We start from the raw sequence: 17,930 nt of genomic DNA, 5'->3' as shown, positions 1-17,930 counted from the left end.
TGCAGTCTGAGATGGCCATTGGACGTCAAATGCAGTTGGGGCGACTTGGAAAACACTGCGCGCCTGTTTCTTTCTCTCTGGAAGAGCAGAGCCTGAATTGTTTGAGCCCTGAGAAGCGATCTTTCATTTTTTTAATAGTGCTTCTCCACATCTTCTTCTTCTGGTTGCAGGGCGCGGTCATATGGGCGGATGCGTCAAGCTACATCAATATATCTGATGCGCTCTTAACCTCACAGCGTGGCGCCGGCATCATCACGGGGGAGCCCCTTTGGTGGCACAACTACGTTCCATTAGGCCTGCCGCTGCTTTGGAACGCCTTGGCGTTGTTGCCAGTCAGGCTGATCTGGCCTTGCCTTGCGGTCGGACAACATGCAATTGCCGCTTCTGCACTCGTCTATTGCACCCGATCCTTTTACTCTACCTGGCCGTCAAGATGGTTTGCTGTTGCGGCGGTGGCGCTTTGTCTCATTCCATTCTATCAATCGATGCATAATGCGCTTTTGACGGAGTCGCTATCTTCGTCGTTTTTGCTAATATCTTTGGGAACATCGGTCGGCGCGATCAATAGCCGAATCATGAGCGCTCGAGCTTCGGTTCTCTTCTGCATTTGCATCTCCTTCGCAACTCAATTGAGAAGCACCGTAGCAGTATTCTGTCTTGGCATCGCTTGCGCGACCCTTATTCGGCAAGGCCGGCTGCTCTCCGCGAATCTTGCGACATTCAGTTTGGTTTTCATCTTCGGCATTTTGCTTTTCCCGTCCATCAGAGCACTTGATGGAGGCGAGTTCATTTTTCCCCGACTGGGTCCAAGCAAGTTGTGGGCGGGGCTGTATGCAAATCCCAATCCTAGCCCGGAATTGACCCAGAGATTTAGAAGCTACCAGTTGCCACCCTCGATCAGTGCGGAAAGGCTGCTCAAGGAGGGAGCTTCGTTTGGCGACGTTACGACTATCATGCGCTCCTGGATTGTTGCCGGTGCCTCCAACACAGAAGCCATAGGCAAAATCGAGGACATGGGCCGGGCGCTGATTGCCGACGGCTATCGACCTCGACTGAACTCGATCGGCTACGGTCTTTCTTCGAGCGGTTTCAATTTTTATCTTTTAGCTCTTCCAGCCGACTATGAGATTTTCCGCGGCTTCAATGGCATGAAGCTCTTTGCGCATGAACGCAATCACTACCTTTACCTGTCCTGGGTTCGGCCAAACGTTAGCGCCTTCGACAGTCAAATCGCTGAGTTCTTTGAGAAGGATGACAAGTCCGAACTTCACCGGCTGTTTGCTGCATCGATGAAGCCATACTTCAGAAGCCAGCCGACTTACCTTCATTTTATCATGGGGTTGGTCGCATATATTCCGCTTGACCTCTTCTTTCTCCTTTCATTAGCGGCATCGGCGGTTCTCCTGAGAAAGGACGTTTTGCTAGGCTCGATATTTCTCGGGATACCGCTGATCAATATCTACATCACGGGAAGCTCATTGTTCGCGGACGTCCGCTATAGTTACGCTTTGCTCGGGTCCTTCGTTTTTTCCATAGCAACTTGCGTTGCCCTTTTGCCTCTGCCTCCAACGCCGGTTCTTCTTCAGATCTCCGCGATCGTTAAGAGGAACTTTTCATTTGCCAGGAAGGTGGTGGAATTGCGGAAGTAGTCCAATTCCGACTGAAGGCGCTCGCTCGCTGGAGCCTGCAGGTATGACTCGAACACTGCGTACAGGCCGCCGATCGTCCGTTGCTCCACCCGCGCCATTTGGCGTACAATACTGAAGGACGCTAACGGCTCCGGATGAAAGTTCAGGGCGGCCCAAAGCAAAGTTATGCTTGGGGCGGGCTTTGGAAGCCAAGACAATATCGAGGGCACGAACCCTGAGTTCGTGATGTCACAGATGCCGACGCTGATAACCGGCGCAGCTGGTTTTATTGGATATCACACCGCCCACCGTCTGTTGGAGGCAGGTCACGACGTCGTTACGATCGATAATGTTTGCGATTATTATGATGTGAATTTGAAAAGAGCCAGACTAAGCCGGCTTTCTGCCTTTCGGAATTTTCACTTTGTAGAAGCGAATCTCGAAGATTGCGCCGCCGTTTCGGGCTTGTTTTCAAAGTTCAAGCCGGAGAAGGTCATCCATTTGGCGGCCCAGGCTGGCGTGCGCTATTCCCTGGAAGCACCACATGCTTACATCAACTCAAATATCGTAGGCTTCTTGAACATATTGGAGGGCTGTCGCCACAACGGCGTCAAGCATCTCGTATTTGCATCGTCTTCGTCCGTATACGGCGCAAATAGCAAGATGCCGTTTTCCGTCAGCCATAACGTTGATCATCCTCTCAGCCTCTACGCGGCGACCAAAAAATCCAATGAGCTAATGGCGCACTCGTATGCCCATTTATACAATCTGCCTGTAAGCGGATTGCGATTCTTCACCGTGTACGGTCCTTGGGGTCGGCCGGATATGGCTCTGTTTCTCTTTACGCGCAGTATTATTTCCGGAACGCCCATCGACGTATTCAACAACGGGCAGCACGAGCGAGACTTCACCTATATTGATGATATTGTCGAAGGCGTCGTTCGGGTTGCAGACAAGATTGCAACGCCCAGTGCGGTCCGAAATTACGAGGCGCCCGATCCGGCAACTTCATCGGCGCCCTACCGAATTTACAATATTGGAAACAGAAATCCGATTAAGCTGACTTCATTTATCGAGTGTATCGAGGCGAAAATCGGCAGGAAGGCCATTAAACGATTTCTTCCGATGCAGCCGGGCGACGTAGCCAGCACATATGCCGACGTTGATAGTCTCGTTGAAGCAATAGAATTTCAACCGAAGACCTCGATTGAAGAGGGAGTCGGGAAATTCGTCGATTGGTATTTAAGCTACTATAGGCCCGACCAGTCCGCCTAACCAGGTTGCGAGGGGCTGCCAGGAGTTTTCATCGTACTCCGGTCACACTCCAGCTGTAGCCGTGCCGGTGATGGGTAGAACGTTCGTGAAGCCGTTGCTCTCCAACAGGCTCCGCGCCTCGTCTTCGCTATAGTACTTAGCGTATGCTGGATTGAGCTGGTCATAGATCACCAGGCGACGCTTATCCGGGGGCAGCCGGCGATAGACCTTTTGCATATATTGGCGCATCGGAAGCGGCAGGATTCTCGAAGCCGCGGTGTACGACATCGCAATGAAGTCCAAGACGTGGCACAGAATGGCCAACAGGCGATGAGGCATTCTCTTGGTGGCAGCTCGCAAGGGCTCGAACAGCGCCAAGTATATGCCATTGCCTTCCCGACCGTAGAGCCAAATGAAAATCACGCCTCCCGGTCTCAGCGCGCGTCTCGCCGCCTTAACGATCGGTCCGGGATCCTCGACGTGATGCAGCACGCCGATCGATACCACGAGGTCGAAATCACGATCCTGCGGAATGGCCGTCCCGTCGCAGCGTATCACCTCGACCCGGCTAGCGCGATCCGCGGTGTTGGCAGCGACAATAGCGAAGGATTCCGAGGGCTCAAGTGCGGTCACGTGCGCGGCGCCGGCATCCAGCAGCATATTTACTATTCGGCCAGTACCGGACCCGATATCCACAACAGTGCGTCCGCGCACATTGGCGAGGCTCAGTAGCGGCTCGCAGATATCGGCAAAGAGTCCGAGCGAGCCATAATAGCCGGAATTGTCGGTGTAACGGGTCCATTGATCGCCGAAATCGGCAATCGTCCGCTGACCGACGTCCGGCTTGGATTTTGCTGAATGCGAGGATGTCATTGCCCGTTTCCCGCTTCCGACGCGCGCCGCGATTTCTGAATCAGGTGCGCGTAGCCAGATAGAGATAGTTCATTCCATAGACAAACCGCTTCACCGAAACCTCCCTGAAGCCGGCTTGCTCAAGAAGCTGTAGCATCTCAGTCTTGTCTATTCCCATGACCTCGCCTTCGGCAACGTCGCGGTGCTTGTCTTCGCTGTACCACCAGATGGCATGGCCAACATCGCCGATCAGCCGCCCGATCATCGTCGCTACCAGCAAACCGCCGGGCTTGAGCACACGATGCGCTTCCTTCAGAGCACCGATCCGCTCAGGGATATGATTGAGGCATGCAACAAAGGCGACTGTATCGAAGCTTTCCGCTTCGAACGGAAGACTGTCCGAGGATGCGATCTTTAGCGTATCCCCGCCCCAGTCGACGACATCGACGCCGACGCTGTCGTCCGCGCCGGCGTCATCCTTGGCTGAGCGGAGCAGCCTATGTCGATAGAGACGTATCAGCGCATTGTCGCCGGCGCCGATGTCGAGAACCCGTCCCCTGAGCTGCGGCAACACGGCGGCATAGCGCTCGGCCCGCAGCGACGTCAGGTGCAGGCGTTCATTCTGTGAATCCGGCAGCAGCACCATCCGCAGGGGAGCACCGGCTAGGTCCCATGCTGACTGCAGCAAGCTCTTGCGCGGGGCGAGCGCCCAGTTGGGCGGGAGAGTTCCATCATGTGTCGTCGCATTGGGATTCATGGCTGAACCCGTGTCCCTTTCGCTATGGCCGATCATTTCATCCCCGGCGCGATCGTCTTCCCTCGCAATGCTTGCAGCAGCGGCCCGGCAAAAATCACTCCTGGGACACTGGCCGCCAGATTGCAAAGACCTATGCTCAAGCTGAGGGCGACCGCATCGGAGTCGACCAGAACGTCACTAGGCACGAGCGAAGCGGCGAACGCAATCTCGCGCGAGCAATCCAGCATAGAAGATATGAACAACCTGCGAAAGATAGATGGCCGGCGTCGTCGTGAACGCGCCCCGGAGCGGAATGCGCAAGCCGAGCCCGAGCAGCAACAGCATCGCTGCGAACAGGCCGGTGCTGCCGGCCGCCTAGGCCGCCCAGCGGAGGAGATGTATAACATCGTCGGCTTCGACCTCAAGGCCATCAGAAGGTCTAAGCCAAGCCACCAGCCGAGGCTACGGCACGTGGCGATATGTCCCAAAAACCGTCGCGCGGCTTCCGCTGCGGACTTGAGGAACCGCACGTGCAAGGTCAAGCCGAAGGCAGCGACTCCGAGAAGCACGAACAGCCCGCCAAAGGTCGCGACCTGAGCCATGACGATCCGCCAGGGCCAGTGCATCGAGATTTGCAGCGGAAGCAAGAGCAGTCCAAAAAGCGCGAATCCGGCCACCGCCAGCGCGCGATCCGCGATCACGCCCTCCACCGCCTTGCCGACCGGCATTTTTAGGAGCTTGCGCGAAACCAGCGCGCGCATGGCATCCGCCAGCGCGCCGAAGGGGACAAAATGCGAGCTGAAGAGCGTCAGGAGGTTGAGCTTGAGCAACGGGAAGTAATGCACCGGACCGTCGGAACAAAGGGTTTGGAGCATCGACTGATAGCGCAGGGTTGCGACTGCGATGCTCAGCAACATCAGCATCTCGGCGGCGACGAAGAAGCTCGGCCGCATCGCCGACAATTACCGCAACGCCTGGCTCGAACGACCGCGTATGACACCAGCCAGAGTAGCAACGAGGTCAATAGCAGCGGCGCGGCGGATCGCCCGACCTTCAAGACATGGCTTCTCAAGACAGTCCCGGTGGTAATTTCGCTTCGCGGTCCTTTGCAAGCGGCAGCGCGCGATAGGGTGCGGTGGTCTCGTATTGGACGAGGCGCATCTGGCTGAGCTGGTCGGCGATCAGCCCCAGCATGCCGATGAGAAGGCCGGCGAGCATCAGAAAGACGCCGAACGTGGGAAACCCTTCGCCGTGCAGGATTGCCAGGGTCGCGCCGTAGACCGCGCCGATGCTGAACATTGCCAACGCGAAGGGCAGGAAAATCCGCATCGGGGCGAACATCATGATCACTCGCATCACCAGCAGCAGACTGGCAAAGCCCGCGCGGAGGGTGACCTTGCTGGTTCCGATGCGGGCGGCGAGCTCCACGGGATGGTATCCGATGGGATAACCGCGCTCGAGCATCACCAGCAGGCTCGTCATCGACGCGCTGTAACCATTCGGAAGCAACGGCAAATATCGACAGATCACCTCAGCGCGGAACACGCGAAGCCCGCAGTTCATGTCGCGACCGCCGCGGAACCCGAGCGACCGGGCGAGCATCAGGATCACCGCCTTGCCGACGCCGCGGACCGCGGAGGCGCCGCCCGATATTCGCTGGCCGATCACCGCCGCCAGACTGCCCTGGCGAATGGCACCTATCATCGAAACTAGATCGCTGACGCGATGCTCGTTGTCGGCGTCGAACCAGGCAACCAGCGGACGACTGGCGTGGGCCATGCCGGTTTTCAGCGCCGCTCCGTATCCCCGGTTGAAGCCATGCCGCATCAGGGTCACGTTCGGATATTTTTCGACAACCTCGGCAGTGCTGTCGGTCGAGCCATCATCGACGACGATGATTTCGGCGCCCGGCAGTGTAAGCGAAAGCTGCTCCAGAGTCGGACCAATCCCGCCCGCTTCATTGAACGCCGGAATGATGACTGAAACGTCTTCGAACGGTCCCAAAATTGCTTCCTAAATTTGGCTCGGAAAGCACTGCTAGACATTGGCCGTTGTTCGCCACGTCGCCAAGGTAAGCAAGGTCCAGAGGGTGTAACTATAACGGGAATTTCCGTCAACGTGCTCTCGCCAGAGCTGCCGCACGGCATCCGGCCGCAGGAAGGGCGCCAGACAATCAGCCTCCTTGTCCAGCAGCCTTTCTCCAAGCGACCTCAGGCCATGGCGCAGATAGTTTGCCACCGGAATATTGAAGCCCTTTTTAGTCCCCCGTGTCAGGTCCTTTGGCAGACCGTGTCTCTCGAGATAGGCGCGCAGAATGCGCTTGTCCGGACCGCGAAGCGGACTGATCACCGCCACGTCGAGGCCATTGGCGAATTCCATAATGCGCCGGTCGAGGAACGGCACCCGCACCTCAACGCCGTGCGCCATGCTCATCGAATCGGTCTTCATCAGCATGTCCCCAGGAAGATAGTAACGCTGATCAGCCTCTAGGGCCCGGTCTGCCGCAGAGCCTTCGGTGCCGAGTGCCGCGGCATATTCGTCGAGGGCGTCAGCCTCGCGATCGATGTCCTTCATCCCGATGCCATAGAGGGTATCGATCTGTTCGGGAAATAGATATCGCCGCCATTGCGGGTGTGGCCGCGCGCCGCCGTTCGCCACGCCGGCGAGCAATCGCGCGAATTTTTCCGCGGCCCCCACCTTAGCCTGGCTAGCAGCCGCTTTCGCAAACAGCGCTTCTGAAAGATGTTGCATCGCGAATTTCGGAAACAAAGGCCCCACGGCCGTTGCAAGGCGGGTGGCGCGATAGGTTTCATAGCCGGCGAAGAACTCGTCGGCGCCATCACCGGTCAGCAGGACGCGGACTTCGCGGCCGGCCTTCTGGCAAAGCGAATAAAATGCCAAAGCGCTCGAATCGGCCAGCTGGCCATCGACCTTGGCGACAACGTCCAGAAAGCGAACCTCGATATCATCCTCGGTATCGATTGAAACCAAACGCTGGCGTAGATTGGTGTGTCTGGCGGTGACCGCGGCGAGTCCACTTTCGTCAAAGGCGGCTTCGCCGAAACTGGCGGTATAGGCCGACAGGTCCGAGCGACCAGGCAGCGCGGTGGCGATCAGCGCGCTATCGATTCCGCCGCTCAACAACAGAGCGACCGGCACGTCGCTGATGAGTTGATCATCAACCACCTCGGGCCAGAGCTGGTCGAAACGGGAAAGGGCTTCTTCGAAGCTCACGATCTTGGTGTGCCGCTTGGGTTGCCAAAAATGTTCGACGCGCCAACCTTTCCGGTCCGCGACGAGCGTGCTGCCGGGCGGCAGCGGCTGGATCCCGTCGATCAGGCTGCGCGCCGGTCCGGGATAGCCCTGCGCAAAGAACCGATGCAGGCTATGCGGTGAAAGTTGCCGCGGCTGATCTTGCAGCGCCAGCAGAGCTTTAATCTCGCTTGCAAACCGCAAGGACCGCCCAACGAACGAAAAATAAAGAGGTTTGATCCCGATCGGATCTCTCGCCAGAATGAGCCGCTCGTTCTTCTGATCCCAAAGCGCAATCGCGTACATGCCCTCGAATTTCAGGAACGCGTTTTTGCCCCAGAGACGATAACTGGGAGCGATGACTTCGGTATCGCAGCCGGTGTGGAACCTGGCACCCGCAGTGCGGCCGAGCGCTCGCCGAAGTTCAACGTCGTTGTAGAGTTCGCCATTGTAGGAGACGGCGATCTTCGCACCGGGATCGATCATTGGTTGGGCGCCCGCGGGCGACAAGTCCCGGATCGCGAGCCTGCGATGTCCAAGACCGACATGGTCCTCGACCCAGATCCCGGAGCTATCCGGGCCCCTGTGTGCCAGGGTTTCAATCATTTGAACGATGGACTGACGGGCGATGGGTTCACCATCGAAATTAACGATACCGGCAATTCCGCACATTTCAATCGATCGCTTTCGCCCTGAAGCTGCAACCCTTAGCATAGTGGCAAATGTACCGCTAGCGAGAGCAGGTGCGGGATCGGGAAGGATGCCGGGAGCGGCGCTCCTGCAAATCGTGATACACGATGCGATCACCGTGATTCGAGGGTTGGTACGAGAATAAATTAGTTGGTATGGACAGACCGGAAGACCCGTAAAGCTGTCGAGAAGGGTAGAACCCAACAGTGCGAGCCGCAATAATGTGGGCGATTTTGGAAAGAGCCCCGCCAACGTGAACCGGCGGCCTTTGATTTTGTGGGTAATCAAACGTCTGCGAGTCCGTCAGCTAGCCCTGGGTGATAGGCGCTCTTTATCGGAGGGAATCGGATGTTCAAGGAAAACTGGCGAGTAATTTTGGTGACGTTGCTTGCGGCAAACCTCGTCTTCATGGCCCTCCTAGAAATGCAGAGGCTCGCGATATGGCGGACCGAAGAAGCATATTTTAAGCAGATCCAGCAACCATCAACCGAACGATTTGACATCTTGGCCAAGGAATTAGCTGAGGCCAAGAAGAGCGAAACAATGTATCTGGACCTGATCTACAGGGCATTGGCCGAATTGAGCCTTCGCATGACCAAGGTAGAAAAAGCCACGGAAGAAATCCCGGCCAACGTCGCGGAGACAAGAGCAATTCGGGCTGAGGTGGACACGTTGAAAGCTACAGCAGAGCGAGCCGCCACCGCAAAACCATAGTTGTCCAAAGTCAGGCGCTATCGGCTGTGAAACCCTGCCGATGGAGGTTGCTCTGCATCAGTCCAGTGAGCATATCGGTGCGACTGCTGACGCTTTGGTCAACCCCGAGAAGACATGATGCAAGGTAGCGCAAGGTGTAATGGCGTTCAATAAATGTCCTCAAGGAACCTGCTCAGATTGGTCAATTGCGGAGGCTGCTTCACTGACAACCTCGGTCTTGGGCGATCGTCAAAATACGATTTAGCCCTTTCGAACCTGGCGACCGCTGATGGAACGTGGGATTTCAATGGACGTCGCTCTCTTTACGCAAGAGCGTAGCACCGGTAGATCCGAAGTCCGAGACCAGTGAGCTAACGACGCGTCTTTCGCATCTCACCTTGCGCAATTTCCTGATCGCGCTCCACGACCTGCTGGCGACCACGGCGACGCTTTTTGCCGCCATCTATCTGCGATTCGAGGGGGGCGACGGTTTCTTCGACCGCTTGCCGCTGCTGTTCCAGATCCTGCCCTATTTCCTCGCCTTCAGCGTGGTCGTGTTCTTCGTCTTCAACCTGACCACGAGGAAATGGCGCTTCATCTCGCTGCCGGACGCGTTGAACATCATCCGCGTCGCGTCCGTGCTGATGGTCGCCTTGCTCGTGCTCGACTACATCTTCGTCGCCCCCAACGTCCGCGGTGCCTTCTTCCTCGGCAAGATGACGATCGTCCTCTATTGGTTTCTCGAGATCTCCTTCCTCAGCGCGTCACGTATGGCCTACCGCTACTTCCGCTATACACGGGTGCGGCGTCACGCGCGAGGCGGAGATCCCGCACCGACGCTGCTGATCGGCTGTGCCGCGGATGCCGAGGTGCTGCTGCGCGGCATCGAGAGCGGGAAGATCAAGTGCATCTGGCCCGTCGGCGTGCTGTCGCGGGCGACCGCCGATGGCGGCCAGTTCATCGCAACGTGCCGGTGCTGGGGGGCATCGACGACGTCGAGGACGTCATCGCCGACTTCGCCAAGCGCCACAAGCGATCGCGCGCCTCGTCATGACGCCGTCGGCATGCGAGCCGGAAGCTCTCCGGAATCGATCCTGATGCGGGCGCGCAAGCTGGGCGCGATCGTCAGCCGAATGCCCTCGCTGGAGAGCGGCGATACGCCGCGGCTCACGGCCGTCGCGGTCGAGGACACGCTGCTGCGGCCCAGCGAGACAATCGACTACGCCCTCCTTGAAGCACTGATCGACGGCAAGGCGGTGATCGTCACCTGTGGCGGCGGATTGATCGGTCCGAGATCTGCGAGCGCCTCGTCGCCTTCGGCACTGCGCGGCGCCTGATCGTGGAAATCTCGGAGCCGCCGCTCTACGCGATCACGGGAGCGCTCGCCACGCGGGGCGCTTCAGCCGAGATCGAGGGACGGACTGCCTACATTCGCGACCGCGAGCGCATCGCGCGTCTGATGAACGAATTCAGGCCGGACATCATGTTCTACGCCGCCGCGCTCAAGCACGTGCCGATCCTCGATCGCGACTGGAGCGAGGGCGTGAAGACCAATATCTTCGGCTCCGTCAACGTGGCGGATGCCGCCGTTGCCGCCGGCGCCGAAGCCATGGTGATGATTTCGACCGACAAGGCAAACGAGCCGGTGTCCATGCTCGGCCTGATCAAGCGCTTGCTAAGATGTGCTGCCAGGCGCTGGACCACGACCTCGCAGCTGGGGGCGCGCGGCAGCAAGCCGCCGATGCGCCTGATCTCGGTCCGGTTGGGCGACGTTCTGGCATCGAACGGCTCGGTGGTCCCGAAAGTCAAGGCGCAGATCGCGGCTGAGACCCGGTGACCGTGACGCATCCCGACACGGTCCGCTACTCATGACCATTCGCGAGGCCTGCGATCTCGTCATCACCGCGGCCCCCCATGCGCTCGGAACCCAGCGTGCCGACGTCTCGGTCTACGTGCTCAACATGGGCCACCCGGTGAAGATCGTCGATCTTGCCGAGCGCCTGATCCGCCTCTCAGGACTGCAACCCGGCTCCTGCATCGAGATCGTGTTCACCGGCATGTCTCGGGCGAACGCCTGCACGAAATCCTGTGCGCCTCCGAGGAGCCGACCCGCGAGATCGGCGTGGCCGACATCATGGCGGCGCAGCCGAACGAGCCGCCGATGCAGACCCTGCGCAAATGGATCGCGGCGCTGGAGCAGGCGATTGCACGTGACGATCGCGCTACCGTCAGGACCATCCTGAAGGATGCGGTGCCCGAGTTCGGGTCGACCACGGCCTGACCATGCAGCCTTTGGGCAAGTTCGTCGTCGCCCGCCAGGACTATCCGCCGGATACCAGCACGACGGCGGCGAACGTGGCCGAGATCGCCTGCCGTCTCGCCGCCGAGCACGAGGTCGTCGTGCTCTCGGGCTGGCCGGGAAAGCAGCGCTGGTCCGACGCGCGGTGTCGGAGCTGCTGTTCGCCTCGCGCACGTTTCTCGCATTGACGCGGCAGCTGAGGCGAGGGGACGTCGTGCTCACGGTTACCGCGCCGTTCGTGCTGCCGTATGCGGTCGCGGCGGCGGCAAGGCTGAAGGGCGCGCGCGCGGCTCTGACTATGCACGATCTGTTTCCAGACGTGCTGGTGATGACGGGCCTATTGCAGCCCGGCTCGCTCATGACGCGGACAATGCGGGCTGCCAATGGCCTGATGTTCCGCGCGCTCAACGCCGTCATCACCATCGGCCGTGACGCGCAGCGACCGCTGCTGAGCTATGCCGGCATGACGCGGAGCAAGATCCGCTTCATCCCAAACTGGGCGACGCTCGTGCCCGCGCCGCGGCCGGCCACGCCGGACAATCCGTTCCGCAAGGCGATCGCCGCCCGCGCGCTTCATCTTCGTCCTGTCGGGCAATCTCGGCTTCACCCACGACCCCGACATCGTGTTCGAGGCGTCGCGCTTTCTGATGGAGGAGACGGACATTCAGTTCCTGCTGTCGGGCTGGGGCATGGGCTTCGAGCGCCTCAAGCAATTGCAGGCGGCCGCGAACCAACATCTCCTCTGTCGGGCGGGTCGAGGATTCCGAGCTTGAAGCGTTCCGGCGTCCGCCCATCTCTGGATCATTCCGTACCGGAAGGACGTTGCGAGAGTGTCGTGCCGAGCCGGCTCGACAAACTGCTGGCGGTCGGCCGTCCCGTGGTGCTGGTGTCCGAGCCGGAGGCCGAGGCCGCGTTGACGGTGGTGGAGAACGGGCTCGGGTGGGTGATGACGCCCGGTCGCGCCAATCAGCTGGCCGACGCGATCCGGGCGGCATCCCGTGCCGACGACGGCGCCATGGCGGGACGCGCTGTTAAAGCGGCTGCAAAGTTTGACCAGACCGTCGCGATGAACGCCTATGCCGGCCTGATCGGCGAATTGTTGCGCAGCCCCGACCTTTCAGAGCAACGATGAGCAACGCACAATGTTTTCGCCGGCGCGTCAGCTGAGCAGCTGCCGAATGACTCGGATGGGTGTCTAGGACGAAGCCGATGTGCCCACCGCCAGCCGCAATCCCTCGGTCATGCTGAGCGGCGGTCTCCAGCCAGTCGACAGGGCGGCGGAGGTGTCAACTTCCATGGATCCTAAAAGGCTGTGGCGCAGCTCCGGCCGGATCGCCCGAAGGACGAGCGCCAGCGCCGAAGGAGGGACAGGCAGAAGAATGCCGGGCTTATCCATGGCCTTGCCGATGCGGCGAACGAAAGCAGCGGTCGAGATCTGCTCGTCGTCGGCAACCAAGTAGATTTGATACGCCGAACCAAGGTCGAAGTCGACCAGATGCGCGACAAAGGACACGAGATTCTGCACGCTGATGAATGCCCGCTTGTTGTCGACAAGGCCAAGCGGAAGCGGAATCCGCCGTCTGATCGCGCCGACGAGTTGACGAAAATTACCACGCGCCTCGCGTCCATACACTAGCGGCGGGCGCACTACAGCTATCTGCATTTTGGATTGAGCCCCGATGCGCCGCAGAGCGTTCTCTGCGGCCGCCTTGGACTTTCCGTAGACACCCCGCGGCGCCGCTGCGTCATCCGCCTTAAAAGGTCCCCTCCCGTCGGTCGAGCTGCCATTGACCAGGATCGTGCTCAGGAAGATGAACTTGGACACACCCGAGCGCGCCGCCGCCCGGGCGAGCTGCAGCGTGCCCTGCGTATTCACCGCGTCGTACAGCTCGGTGGCATGCTCTTCATTGGGGTGATGCACCCGGGCGGCGAGATGGACGACCGCGTCCGCGCAGGCCAGCGCCTTGTTCCAATCGGTGGACGGTCCGATCGAACCGACCACGATGTCGTTCGCTCCGGCCGGTCCGGCGCGCAGCGCGCGGCGCACTAGGTAACCGCGGCTCTCGAGTAGCGGCACGAGATTACGTCCGACAAATCCGGTTGCGCCGGTGACGAGGACGACCGGTCTACTCATAGACGTCTCGCTTTCCACTTTCTGGCCGAGGCAGCTCGCACCGCTAGCGGGAGGTTCGCACGACCTGTTCGATGGTCGTCACAAAATCCTCGGCAAACTGCCGCACCCGATCGCCGAGTTCCTGGCCCAGCTCACGCACCACAAAGGCAGGACGCGCGAAATCCCGCAGATGCGCGGCAAGCACCGGCGCATCGTCAGTGCCGAAGTAGCGGGCGCGATCTTCCGCCTGCTCGCGATGCACGTCGATATCGGACAGGATCATGGGAACCCCGAAGGATTTGGCTTCCTCCACCGTAGTACTCCAGCCCTCGAAGCGCGACGGATTGATTAGCGCGGCGCTGGCGCGCAGCAGAGCGTAAACCTCGGGGAGCGGAATCATGCCGAGATAGCGGAACTGCTGCGCCAGGCCCCGGAACGCGGCTTCTCGCATGAACTGCTCGAGATATCCCGGCTCGTTCGGATCGCTGCCGCCGGAAGCCACCACCACGGGACGGACGCCCTGCTGCGCGAGCAGCGCAAGCGCGTCCAGCACGATCCTGTGGTTCTTGTGCCGCCAGAACTGGTTGGGCAGATAGAAATAGGTTCTCGGCAGCTCGTATTTCTGAAGCACCTGCCTAGGATCGAGCTTGAGCAGTTCGGCCGAAGGCTCGCTGGCGAATTTCACGACCGCGGTACGGCCCTTGGTGCGCGGGTAATAGGTAAGACAATGGCGCTCGGCGCTGCGGCTGCTGAGGATGATGGTGCGTCCAGCCAGCACTTGGAGCTGAAAGCCCAGTTCGCGTCGGCGCCTCGCCTTGCTCGTGAATAGATGCGGCAGTTGCCGGTGCTGCAGGTCGGGAATCCAGGCGACCGTCGGATAGGGAGAGCGCCATCCGAAGAAGCGAGCGTTCTCCCAGACCGCATTGATCTTGTGGCTTCGGAAGCTTGAGATCGCGCCGCGATCCCGGGCGAAGAGCGTCGGCACGAGCGAGGCAAGCAGGGAGCAGTCGAAATCCAGCGAACGGACGATCTCGACAGGGTCCACGCGGCCTATGGGCTCAAGCTCACCGGCATCGTGGCTTTCGCCCGCGAACACCACGGGCGTGATCGCGCCCGGACAGTACTTGGCCAGCGCATTGAACAGGTTCAGCTGGTAATTGTAGCCGCCCGCCCAGGCCTTGCGGGAAATCAGGGTGAAGGCGAGCCGGATCGGACGCGCGCTGCTCAACGGACCTGCCCCTTGAACCAGCTCACGTAATTCTCGATGCCCTCGTCGAGCGGGATGCCCCAATTGAACGGAATCGCCGCAAGCTGCCGGGCGTCGGCGACCAGGCTGAATGGATCGCCCGCGCGAGCCGTCCCCGAGAAACTCACCTTGATGTCGCCACCCCAGGCGCGCGTCACCAATTCGGCGACCTCCGCGACAGGGGTCGCGATGCCGCTGCCGCCGTTCAGCACCCTCATCGCCTCGTCATCATCGTCCGCGAGCCGCGCCAGCAGCTGCGCAACATCGCGCACATCGATCCAGTCACGCGCCTCGCTGCCGGTGCCGCCGAGCACGAGCTCGCGCTGGCCTTGCGCCAGCCACAGGCAGAGATCCCACAATAGCTGCTTGCGGAGCCACGGACCGTACACCGAAAACAGCCGGACGATGGTGGCGCGGAGGCCGAAGGAGATCGAGTAGCTGCGGCAGAGCTGCTCCATGATCAGCTTGTGGTGGCCATAGGGCGACATCGGCTGCGTGTCGGCCTGCTCGGAAATTGCTCCGGCATGATGGGCGCCGTAGACCGCGGCGCTGGAGGCAACGACCAGCCGGCACTCCGGCGCGGAATGGCGAAGCCACTCGAGCAGGCTGGCCGTCGCGGTGACCGTGCGCGAGAAATCCTCATAGGGCTGTTCGATCGAGCGTGCGACCGACGAGCCGCCCGCAAGATGGAAGATGGCCGAAGGAGCCCCATCCCGCTGGGCCAGCGCGTCGAGATTTGGCGCGCTGATCTCGCCGTTGATCCAGTCCGTCAGTCCAAGCTTCTGCCGCTCAGCCTCATCGATCGCGCCGTGCCCGACGCCATGGACGCGCTCGCCCTGACCGGCGAGGTGAGCGACGAGATGGCGCCCGATAAAGCCGTTGCCGCCGGTGACCCAGACTCTCATGAGCCGGCCTTGTGGCAGACGAAGGAGTAGAGCCGGCCGGGCCGATTGTCGAAGCGGCCGGCGAGCGACAGCAGATGGTCGAAGCCGCGTCCGTTGCCGAGCAGCAGCTCGAACAGCGGCCGCGCCGGAATGCGCTGGGAAAGCCGGTCGATGATCGCCTCCCGCAAGCTTTCCCTGGTATAGGGAAACAGATTGATGGCGCTCCCCAGCGGGGTCAGGACCTCGATCGCGGAGAACCCGGCCTTCTCCAGCGCGGCGACGTAGCGCGCAAGCAAATAGGCATGCTCGCCGCCATATAGTTTGTGCAACGGGTGCTGCTCTAGGAAGCGGCCGAGATCCTCCTCGCGGCTGATCACGTGCTCGCGCACACCAAGAAACAGCCCGCCCGGACGCAGCACGCGCAACATCTCGCGGCACGCGCCGTCGAGGTCGCGCGTGTGATGCAGCACGGCGCGCGCGAACACCACGTCGAAGCTCGCGTCCTCGAACGGTAGGCCTTCCGAAAACTCCTGGACCACCTCGATGGCGAGGCCGGTTTCGCGGCCCAGGTTGCGGATCGCCTCGGCGCCGACGATCGGACTGCCGTCGGGCTCCAGCGCCGTGACCTTGAAGCCCTGCCGCGCCAGCGCATAGCTGGCAATTCCGCGCCCGGCGCCCACGTCGAGCGCCTTGCCGCCGCGACCCGCCAGCAGCCTGGCGATCTCCTGCCACTCGCCGCTCCGGAAGTAGCGCTCGGCTGCAACGCCCAGGGGATCGTCGTAATAGGCATCGAGCACCAGCTGGCGCTGATCGGGCTGCTCGCGCAGCCACACCACGGCGTCCTCCCAAGTGAGCATCTTCGCGTCAGCCGACATCCGCGCCAAGCTCCTTCACGACGACAGCGGGATTGCCGGCCACGACCGAATAGGCCGGCACGTCCTTGGTGACCACCGCTCCGGCTGCGACCACGCCGCCCTGCCCGATGCTGACGCCACGCAGCACGATGGCATTGGCGCCGATCCACGCGTCGTCGCCGATCCGGACCGGCCGCTCGCCGAGATCGATATCCTTGGGATGGCCGGACTTGAAGATCGCCCTGATCTGCCGATGCCTCGCCCTTGCGCCCAGCGGATGCGTCAGATTGTCGAACACATTCGCCGAATGCGAGATGAGGACGCGATCGCCAATCACGATCGAGCCGGCCGACCAGATCCGGCTGCTCTCGCCGATGTAGCACCACGATCCGACCTCGATCCGGCCGCCGTGGCGAAAGGTCAGGAGTTCTCCCAACACCTGCGAATGCGCACCGATGCGGATACGGTCCTGCTCGCCGTAGATGTTCCTGATCCTGGCGCTAGAGCCGAGCACGGCGCCCTCCTCCAACCGGCAGGTTGGACGGCAAATCAACCGCTGGATCAGATAGTCGATGTTCATGCGTTCAACTGCAGGCACGCGACGGCGCGCGACGAGGCGGCAAGATCGTCGGCCCAGCCCTTTCCGCTATGCACATCGTAAACCGTCGCATCGGCAAGCCCGGATGCGCTTCCACGCGACCATCCGGTCCTGGCGTAGCCGAAATAGTCCACGGTGTGAGACGTCGGTGCAAAGGCCGCAACGATCGACTCGATCTTGGCCAAGTCGAACACCTGATACCATCCGAGGTTGGCGCGCTTACCGTACGGAACGGAGATCAGGCAGGTGCCGCCGGGTCTGAGGACGCGCCGAAACTCGCGGACGGCGGCCTCGAATCCGTTCTCGTCGGTTTCCGCGTGCCGGACGTCGCCGGAATACAGCATCGCATTGTCGAGACCGATATGCTCGATGGTCGAGATGCTCGCCACGACATCGAAAGCGTGATCGGCAAAATACGTCGTCCTGAGATCGCCGAAGACATAGGAAATCCCGAGATGCCAATAACAGCGCTTTTCCGGCGCCAGCGTCATGATGGTGAGTTCGGCATCCCGGAGCGGCGAGCGGCACAACAGGAAATCGTGGTTGAAGGTCGAACCGGCGTCGAGCATCTTGACCCCGGCGCGTAGCCTCCCAAAGGCCCAGGGATATTCGACCACGCGCTCATCCATGGCGACGCCGTAACCTTGCGGCAGTTTGTTCTTTCCGCGCAGCACCCCCTGGTCGATGGCCCCTTCGATGATCCGCCGCTTCACCGTCTGATAGCCGGGCCCGAACGGTCGCGGACGCACCTTGAATAGCGGCGCGGCGGCTGCGTCGACCAAGGATTTGGCCGCATGCACGGGGGCATCTGTGCGCATGGTGGAGGTCCCA

19 protein-coding genes and 1 pseudogene are annotated in these 17,930 nt (G+C 60.7%); 9 read left to right on the top strand and 11 right to left on the bottom strand.

Going from position 1 to position 17,930, the window contains the following annotated elements; translation table 11 throughout:
* Window positions 1-11: 11 nt before the first annotated feature.
* Together XH80_RS18735 and XH80_RS18730 are read left to right on the top strand one after the other, a co-directional pair.
* Window positions 12-1,649: a hypothetical protein gene (locus XH80_RS18735; RefSeq protein ID WP_271599824.1), complete on the top strand. Its 1,638-nt coding sequence runs from the start codon at window positions 12-14 to the stop codon at window positions 1,647-1,649.
* A gap of 234 nt (window positions 1,650-1,883) precedes the next feature.
* Window positions 1,884-2,903 carry an NAD-dependent epimerase gene (locus XH80_RS18730; protein WP_271599976.1) on the top strand — a complete coding sequence of 340 codons (1,020 nt, stop codon included), beginning with the start codon at window positions 1,884-1,886 and terminating at the stop codon, window positions 2,901-2,903.
* Window positions 2,904-2,945: 42 nt separating this feature from the next.
* Here XH80_RS18730 and XH80_RS18725 read toward each other — a convergent pair whose 3' ends face one another.
* From XH80_RS18725 to asnB, 5 genes are all read right to left on the bottom strand, one after another.
* Window positions 2,946-3,755 carry a class I SAM-dependent methyltransferase gene (locus XH80_RS18725; RefSeq protein WP_271599823.1) on the bottom strand — a complete coding sequence of 270 codons (810 nt, stop codon included), beginning with the start codon at window positions 3,753-3,755 and terminating at the stop codon, window positions 2,946-2,948.
* A 40-nt stretch (window positions 3,756-3,795) separates the two neighbouring features.
* Window positions 3,796-4,491 (bottom strand): class I SAM-dependent methyltransferase, encoded by a 696-nt coding sequence (locus XH80_RS18720; RefSeq protein WP_271599822.1) that lies wholly within the window; start codon window positions 4,489-4,491, stop codon window positions 3,796-3,798.
* A 32-nt stretch (window positions 4,492-4,523) separates the two neighbouring features.
* Window positions 4,524-5,423 carry a lysylphosphatidylglycerol synthase domain-containing protein gene (locus XH80_RS18715; protein ID WP_271599975.1) on the bottom strand — a complete coding sequence of 300 codons (900 nt, stop codon included), beginning with the start codon at window positions 5,421-5,423 and terminating at the stop codon, window positions 4,524-4,526.
* Window positions 5,424-5,538: 115 nt separating this feature from the next.
* Window positions 5,539-6,474 (bottom strand): glycosyltransferase family 2 protein, encoded by a 936-nt coding sequence (locus XH80_RS18710; protein WP_271599821.1) that lies wholly within the window; start codon window positions 6,472-6,474, stop codon window positions 5,539-5,541.
* Between the two features lie 33 nt (window positions 6,475-6,507).
* Window positions 6,508-8,394: an asparagine synthase (glutamine-hydrolyzing) gene (gene asnB, locus XH80_RS18705; RefSeq protein WP_271599820.1), complete on the bottom strand. Its 1,887-nt coding sequence runs from the start codon at window positions 8,392-8,394 to the stop codon at window positions 6,508-6,510.
* 366 nt (window positions 8,395-8,760) lie between these two features.
* Here asnB and XH80_RS18700 point away from each other — a divergent pair, with 366 nt between their 5' ends.
* The 7 genes and pseudogenes from XH80_RS18700 (at window position 8,761) to XH80_RS18685 (ending at window position 12,536) form a co-directional block, all read left to right on the top strand.
* On the top strand, window positions 8,761-9,126 hold the full coding sequence (locus XH80_RS18700; protein ID WP_271599819.1) for a hypothetical protein: 366 nt from the start codon (window positions 8,761-8,763) through the stop codon (window positions 9,124-9,126).
* Between the two features lie 377 nt (window positions 9,127-9,503).
* Complete coding sequence (locus tag XH80_RS44020; protein ID WP_442869153.1) at window positions 9,504-10,442, top strand: nucleoside-diphosphate sugar epimerase/dehydratase; 939 nt, start codon at window positions 9,504-9,506, stop codon at window positions 10,440-10,442.
* 2 nt (window positions 10,443-10,444) lie between these two features.
* The gene (locus tag XH80_RS44015) at window positions 10,445-10,942 is read left to right on the top strand and encodes a polysaccharide biosynthesis protein (RefSeq protein WP_442869152.1); all 498 of its coding nucleotides are present in this window, start codon (window positions 10,445-10,447) and stop codon (window positions 10,940-10,942) included.
* Window positions 10,943-10,973: 31 nt separating this feature from the next.
* A pseudogene (locus XH80_RS44010) lies at window positions 10,974-11,105 on the top strand (polysaccharide biosynthesis protein); the annotation flags it as partial.
* A 122-nt stretch (window positions 11,106-11,227) separates the two neighbouring features.
* Window positions 11,228-11,386: a hypothetical protein gene (locus XH80_RS44005; protein WP_442869155.1), complete on the top strand. Its 159-nt coding sequence runs from the start codon at window positions 11,228-11,230 to the stop codon at window positions 11,384-11,386.
* A gap of 2 nt (window positions 11,387-11,388) precedes the next feature.
* A complete protein-coding gene (locus XH80_RS18690) occupies window positions 11,389-11,592 on the top strand; it encodes a hypothetical protein (RefSeq protein WP_271599818.1) in 204 nt (67 codons plus the stop codon).
* Complete coding sequence (locus XH80_RS18685; RefSeq protein WP_333968835.1) at window positions 11,550-12,536, top strand: glycosyltransferase; 987 nt, start codon at window positions 11,550-11,552, stop codon at window positions 12,534-12,536. The genes XH80_RS18690 and XH80_RS18685 overlap by 43 nt, the downstream gene beginning before the upstream one ends.
* A 63-nt stretch (window positions 12,537-12,599) precedes the next feature.
* On the opposite strand, the gene XH80_RS18680 is transcribed toward XH80_RS18685, so the two are convergent.
* The 6 genes from XH80_RS18680 to XH80_RS18655 are packed head-to-tail and all read right to left on the bottom strand — an operon-like array spanning window position 12,600 to window position 17,917.
* Entirely contained in the window at window positions 12,600-13,538 is a 939-nt protein-coding gene (locus XH80_RS18680; RefSeq protein WP_271599816.1) for an NAD-dependent epimerase/dehydratase family protein, read from the bottom strand.
* A 43-nt stretch (window positions 13,539-13,581) separates the two neighbouring features.
* Window positions 13,582-14,745 (bottom strand): glycosyltransferase family 4 protein, encoded by a 1,164-nt coding sequence (locus XH80_RS18675; RefSeq protein WP_271599815.1) that lies wholly within the window; start codon window positions 14,743-14,745, stop codon window positions 13,582-13,584.
* Window positions 14,742-15,668, bottom strand: a complete 927-nt coding sequence (locus XH80_RS18670) for an NAD-dependent epimerase/dehydratase family protein (RefSeq protein WP_271599814.1) — start codon at window positions 15,666-15,668, stop codon at window positions 14,742-14,744. The genes XH80_RS18675 and XH80_RS18670 overlap by 4 nt, the downstream gene beginning before the upstream one ends.
* Window positions 15,665-16,522: a class I SAM-dependent methyltransferase gene (locus XH80_RS18665; protein WP_271599813.1), complete on the bottom strand. Its 858-nt coding sequence runs from the start codon at window positions 16,520-16,522 to the stop codon at window positions 15,665-15,667. The genes XH80_RS18670 and XH80_RS18665 overlap by 4 nt, the downstream gene beginning before the upstream one ends.
* On the bottom strand, window positions 16,512-17,081 hold the full coding sequence (locus tag XH80_RS18660; RefSeq protein WP_271599812.1) for an acyltransferase: 570 nt from the start codon (window positions 17,079-17,081) through the stop codon (window positions 16,512-16,514). Before XH80_RS18660 ends, XH80_RS18665 begins: the two co-directional genes overlap by 11 nt.
* Window positions 17,078-17,917 carry a methyltransferase domain-containing protein gene (locus XH80_RS18655; protein WP_271599811.1) on the bottom strand — a complete coding sequence of 280 codons (840 nt, stop codon included), beginning with the start codon at window positions 17,915-17,917 and terminating at the stop codon, window positions 17,078-17,080. Before XH80_RS18655 ends, XH80_RS18660 begins: the two co-directional genes overlap by 4 nt.
* Window positions 17,918-17,930 lie beyond the last annotated feature (13 nt).

This window comes from Bradyrhizobium sp. CCBAU 45384, from assembly GCF_028128665.1.
Lineage (GTDB): Bacteria > Pseudomonadota > Alphaproteobacteria > Rhizobiales > Xanthobacteraceae > Bradyrhizobium > Bradyrhizobium manausense.
The sequence above is the reverse complement of the archived record's forward strand: the minus strand, read 5'-3'. Positions and strand labels throughout refer to the sequence as shown.

Excerpts from the sequence above, each read along its gene's own strand:
- XH80_RS18720 (WP_271599822.1), bottom strand. The coding sequence starts at position 4,491 with ATGAATCCCAATGCGACGACACATGATGGAACTCTCCCGCCCAACTGG.
- XH80_RS18680 (WP_271599816.1), bottom strand. The coding sequence starts at position 13,538 with ATGAGTAGACCGGTCGTCCTCGTCACCGGCGCAACCGGATTTGTCGGA.
- XH80_RS18715 (WP_271599975.1), bottom strand. The coding sequence starts at position 5,423 with ATGCGGCCGAGCTTCTTCGTCGCCGCCGAGATGCTGATGTTGCTGAGC.
- XH80_RS18655 (WP_271599811.1), bottom strand. The coding sequence starts at position 17,917 with ATGCGCACAGATGCCCCCGTGCATGCGGCCAAATCCTTGGTCGACGCA.
- XH80_RS18665 (WP_271599813.1), bottom strand. The coding sequence starts at position 16,522 with ATGTCGGCTGACGCGAAGATGCTCACTTGGGAGGACGCCGTGGTGTGG.
- XH80_RS18660 (WP_271599812.1), bottom strand. The coding sequence starts at position 17,081 with ATGAACATCGACTATCTGATCCAGCGGTTGATTTGCCGTCCAACCTGC.
- XH80_RS18730 (WP_271599976.1), top strand. The coding sequence starts at position 1,884 with ATGCCGACGCTGATAACCGGCGCAGCTGGTTTTATTGGATATCACACC.
- asnB (WP_271599820.1), bottom strand. The coding sequence starts at position 8,394 with ATGTGCGGAATTGCCGGTATCGTTAATTTCGATGGTGAACCCATCGCC.
- XH80_RS18735 (WP_271599824.1), top strand. The coding sequence starts at position 12 with ATGGCCATTGGACGTCAAATGCAGTTGGGGCGACTTGGAAAACACTGC.
- XH80_RS18725 (WP_271599823.1), bottom strand. The coding sequence starts at position 3,755 with ATGACATCCTCGCATTCAGCAAAATCCAAGCCGGACGTCGGTCAGCGG.
- XH80_RS18670 (WP_271599814.1), bottom strand. The coding sequence starts at position 15,668 with ATGAGAGTCTGGGTCACCGGCGGCAACGGCTTTATCGGGCGCCATCTC.
- XH80_RS18690 (WP_271599818.1), top strand. The coding sequence starts at position 11,389 with ATGCAGCCTTTGGGCAAGTTCGTCGTCGCCCGCCAGGACTATCCGCCG.
- XH80_RS18700 (WP_271599819.1), top strand. The coding sequence starts at position 8,761 with ATGTTCAAGGAAAACTGGCGAGTAATTTTGGTGACGTTGCTTGCGGCA.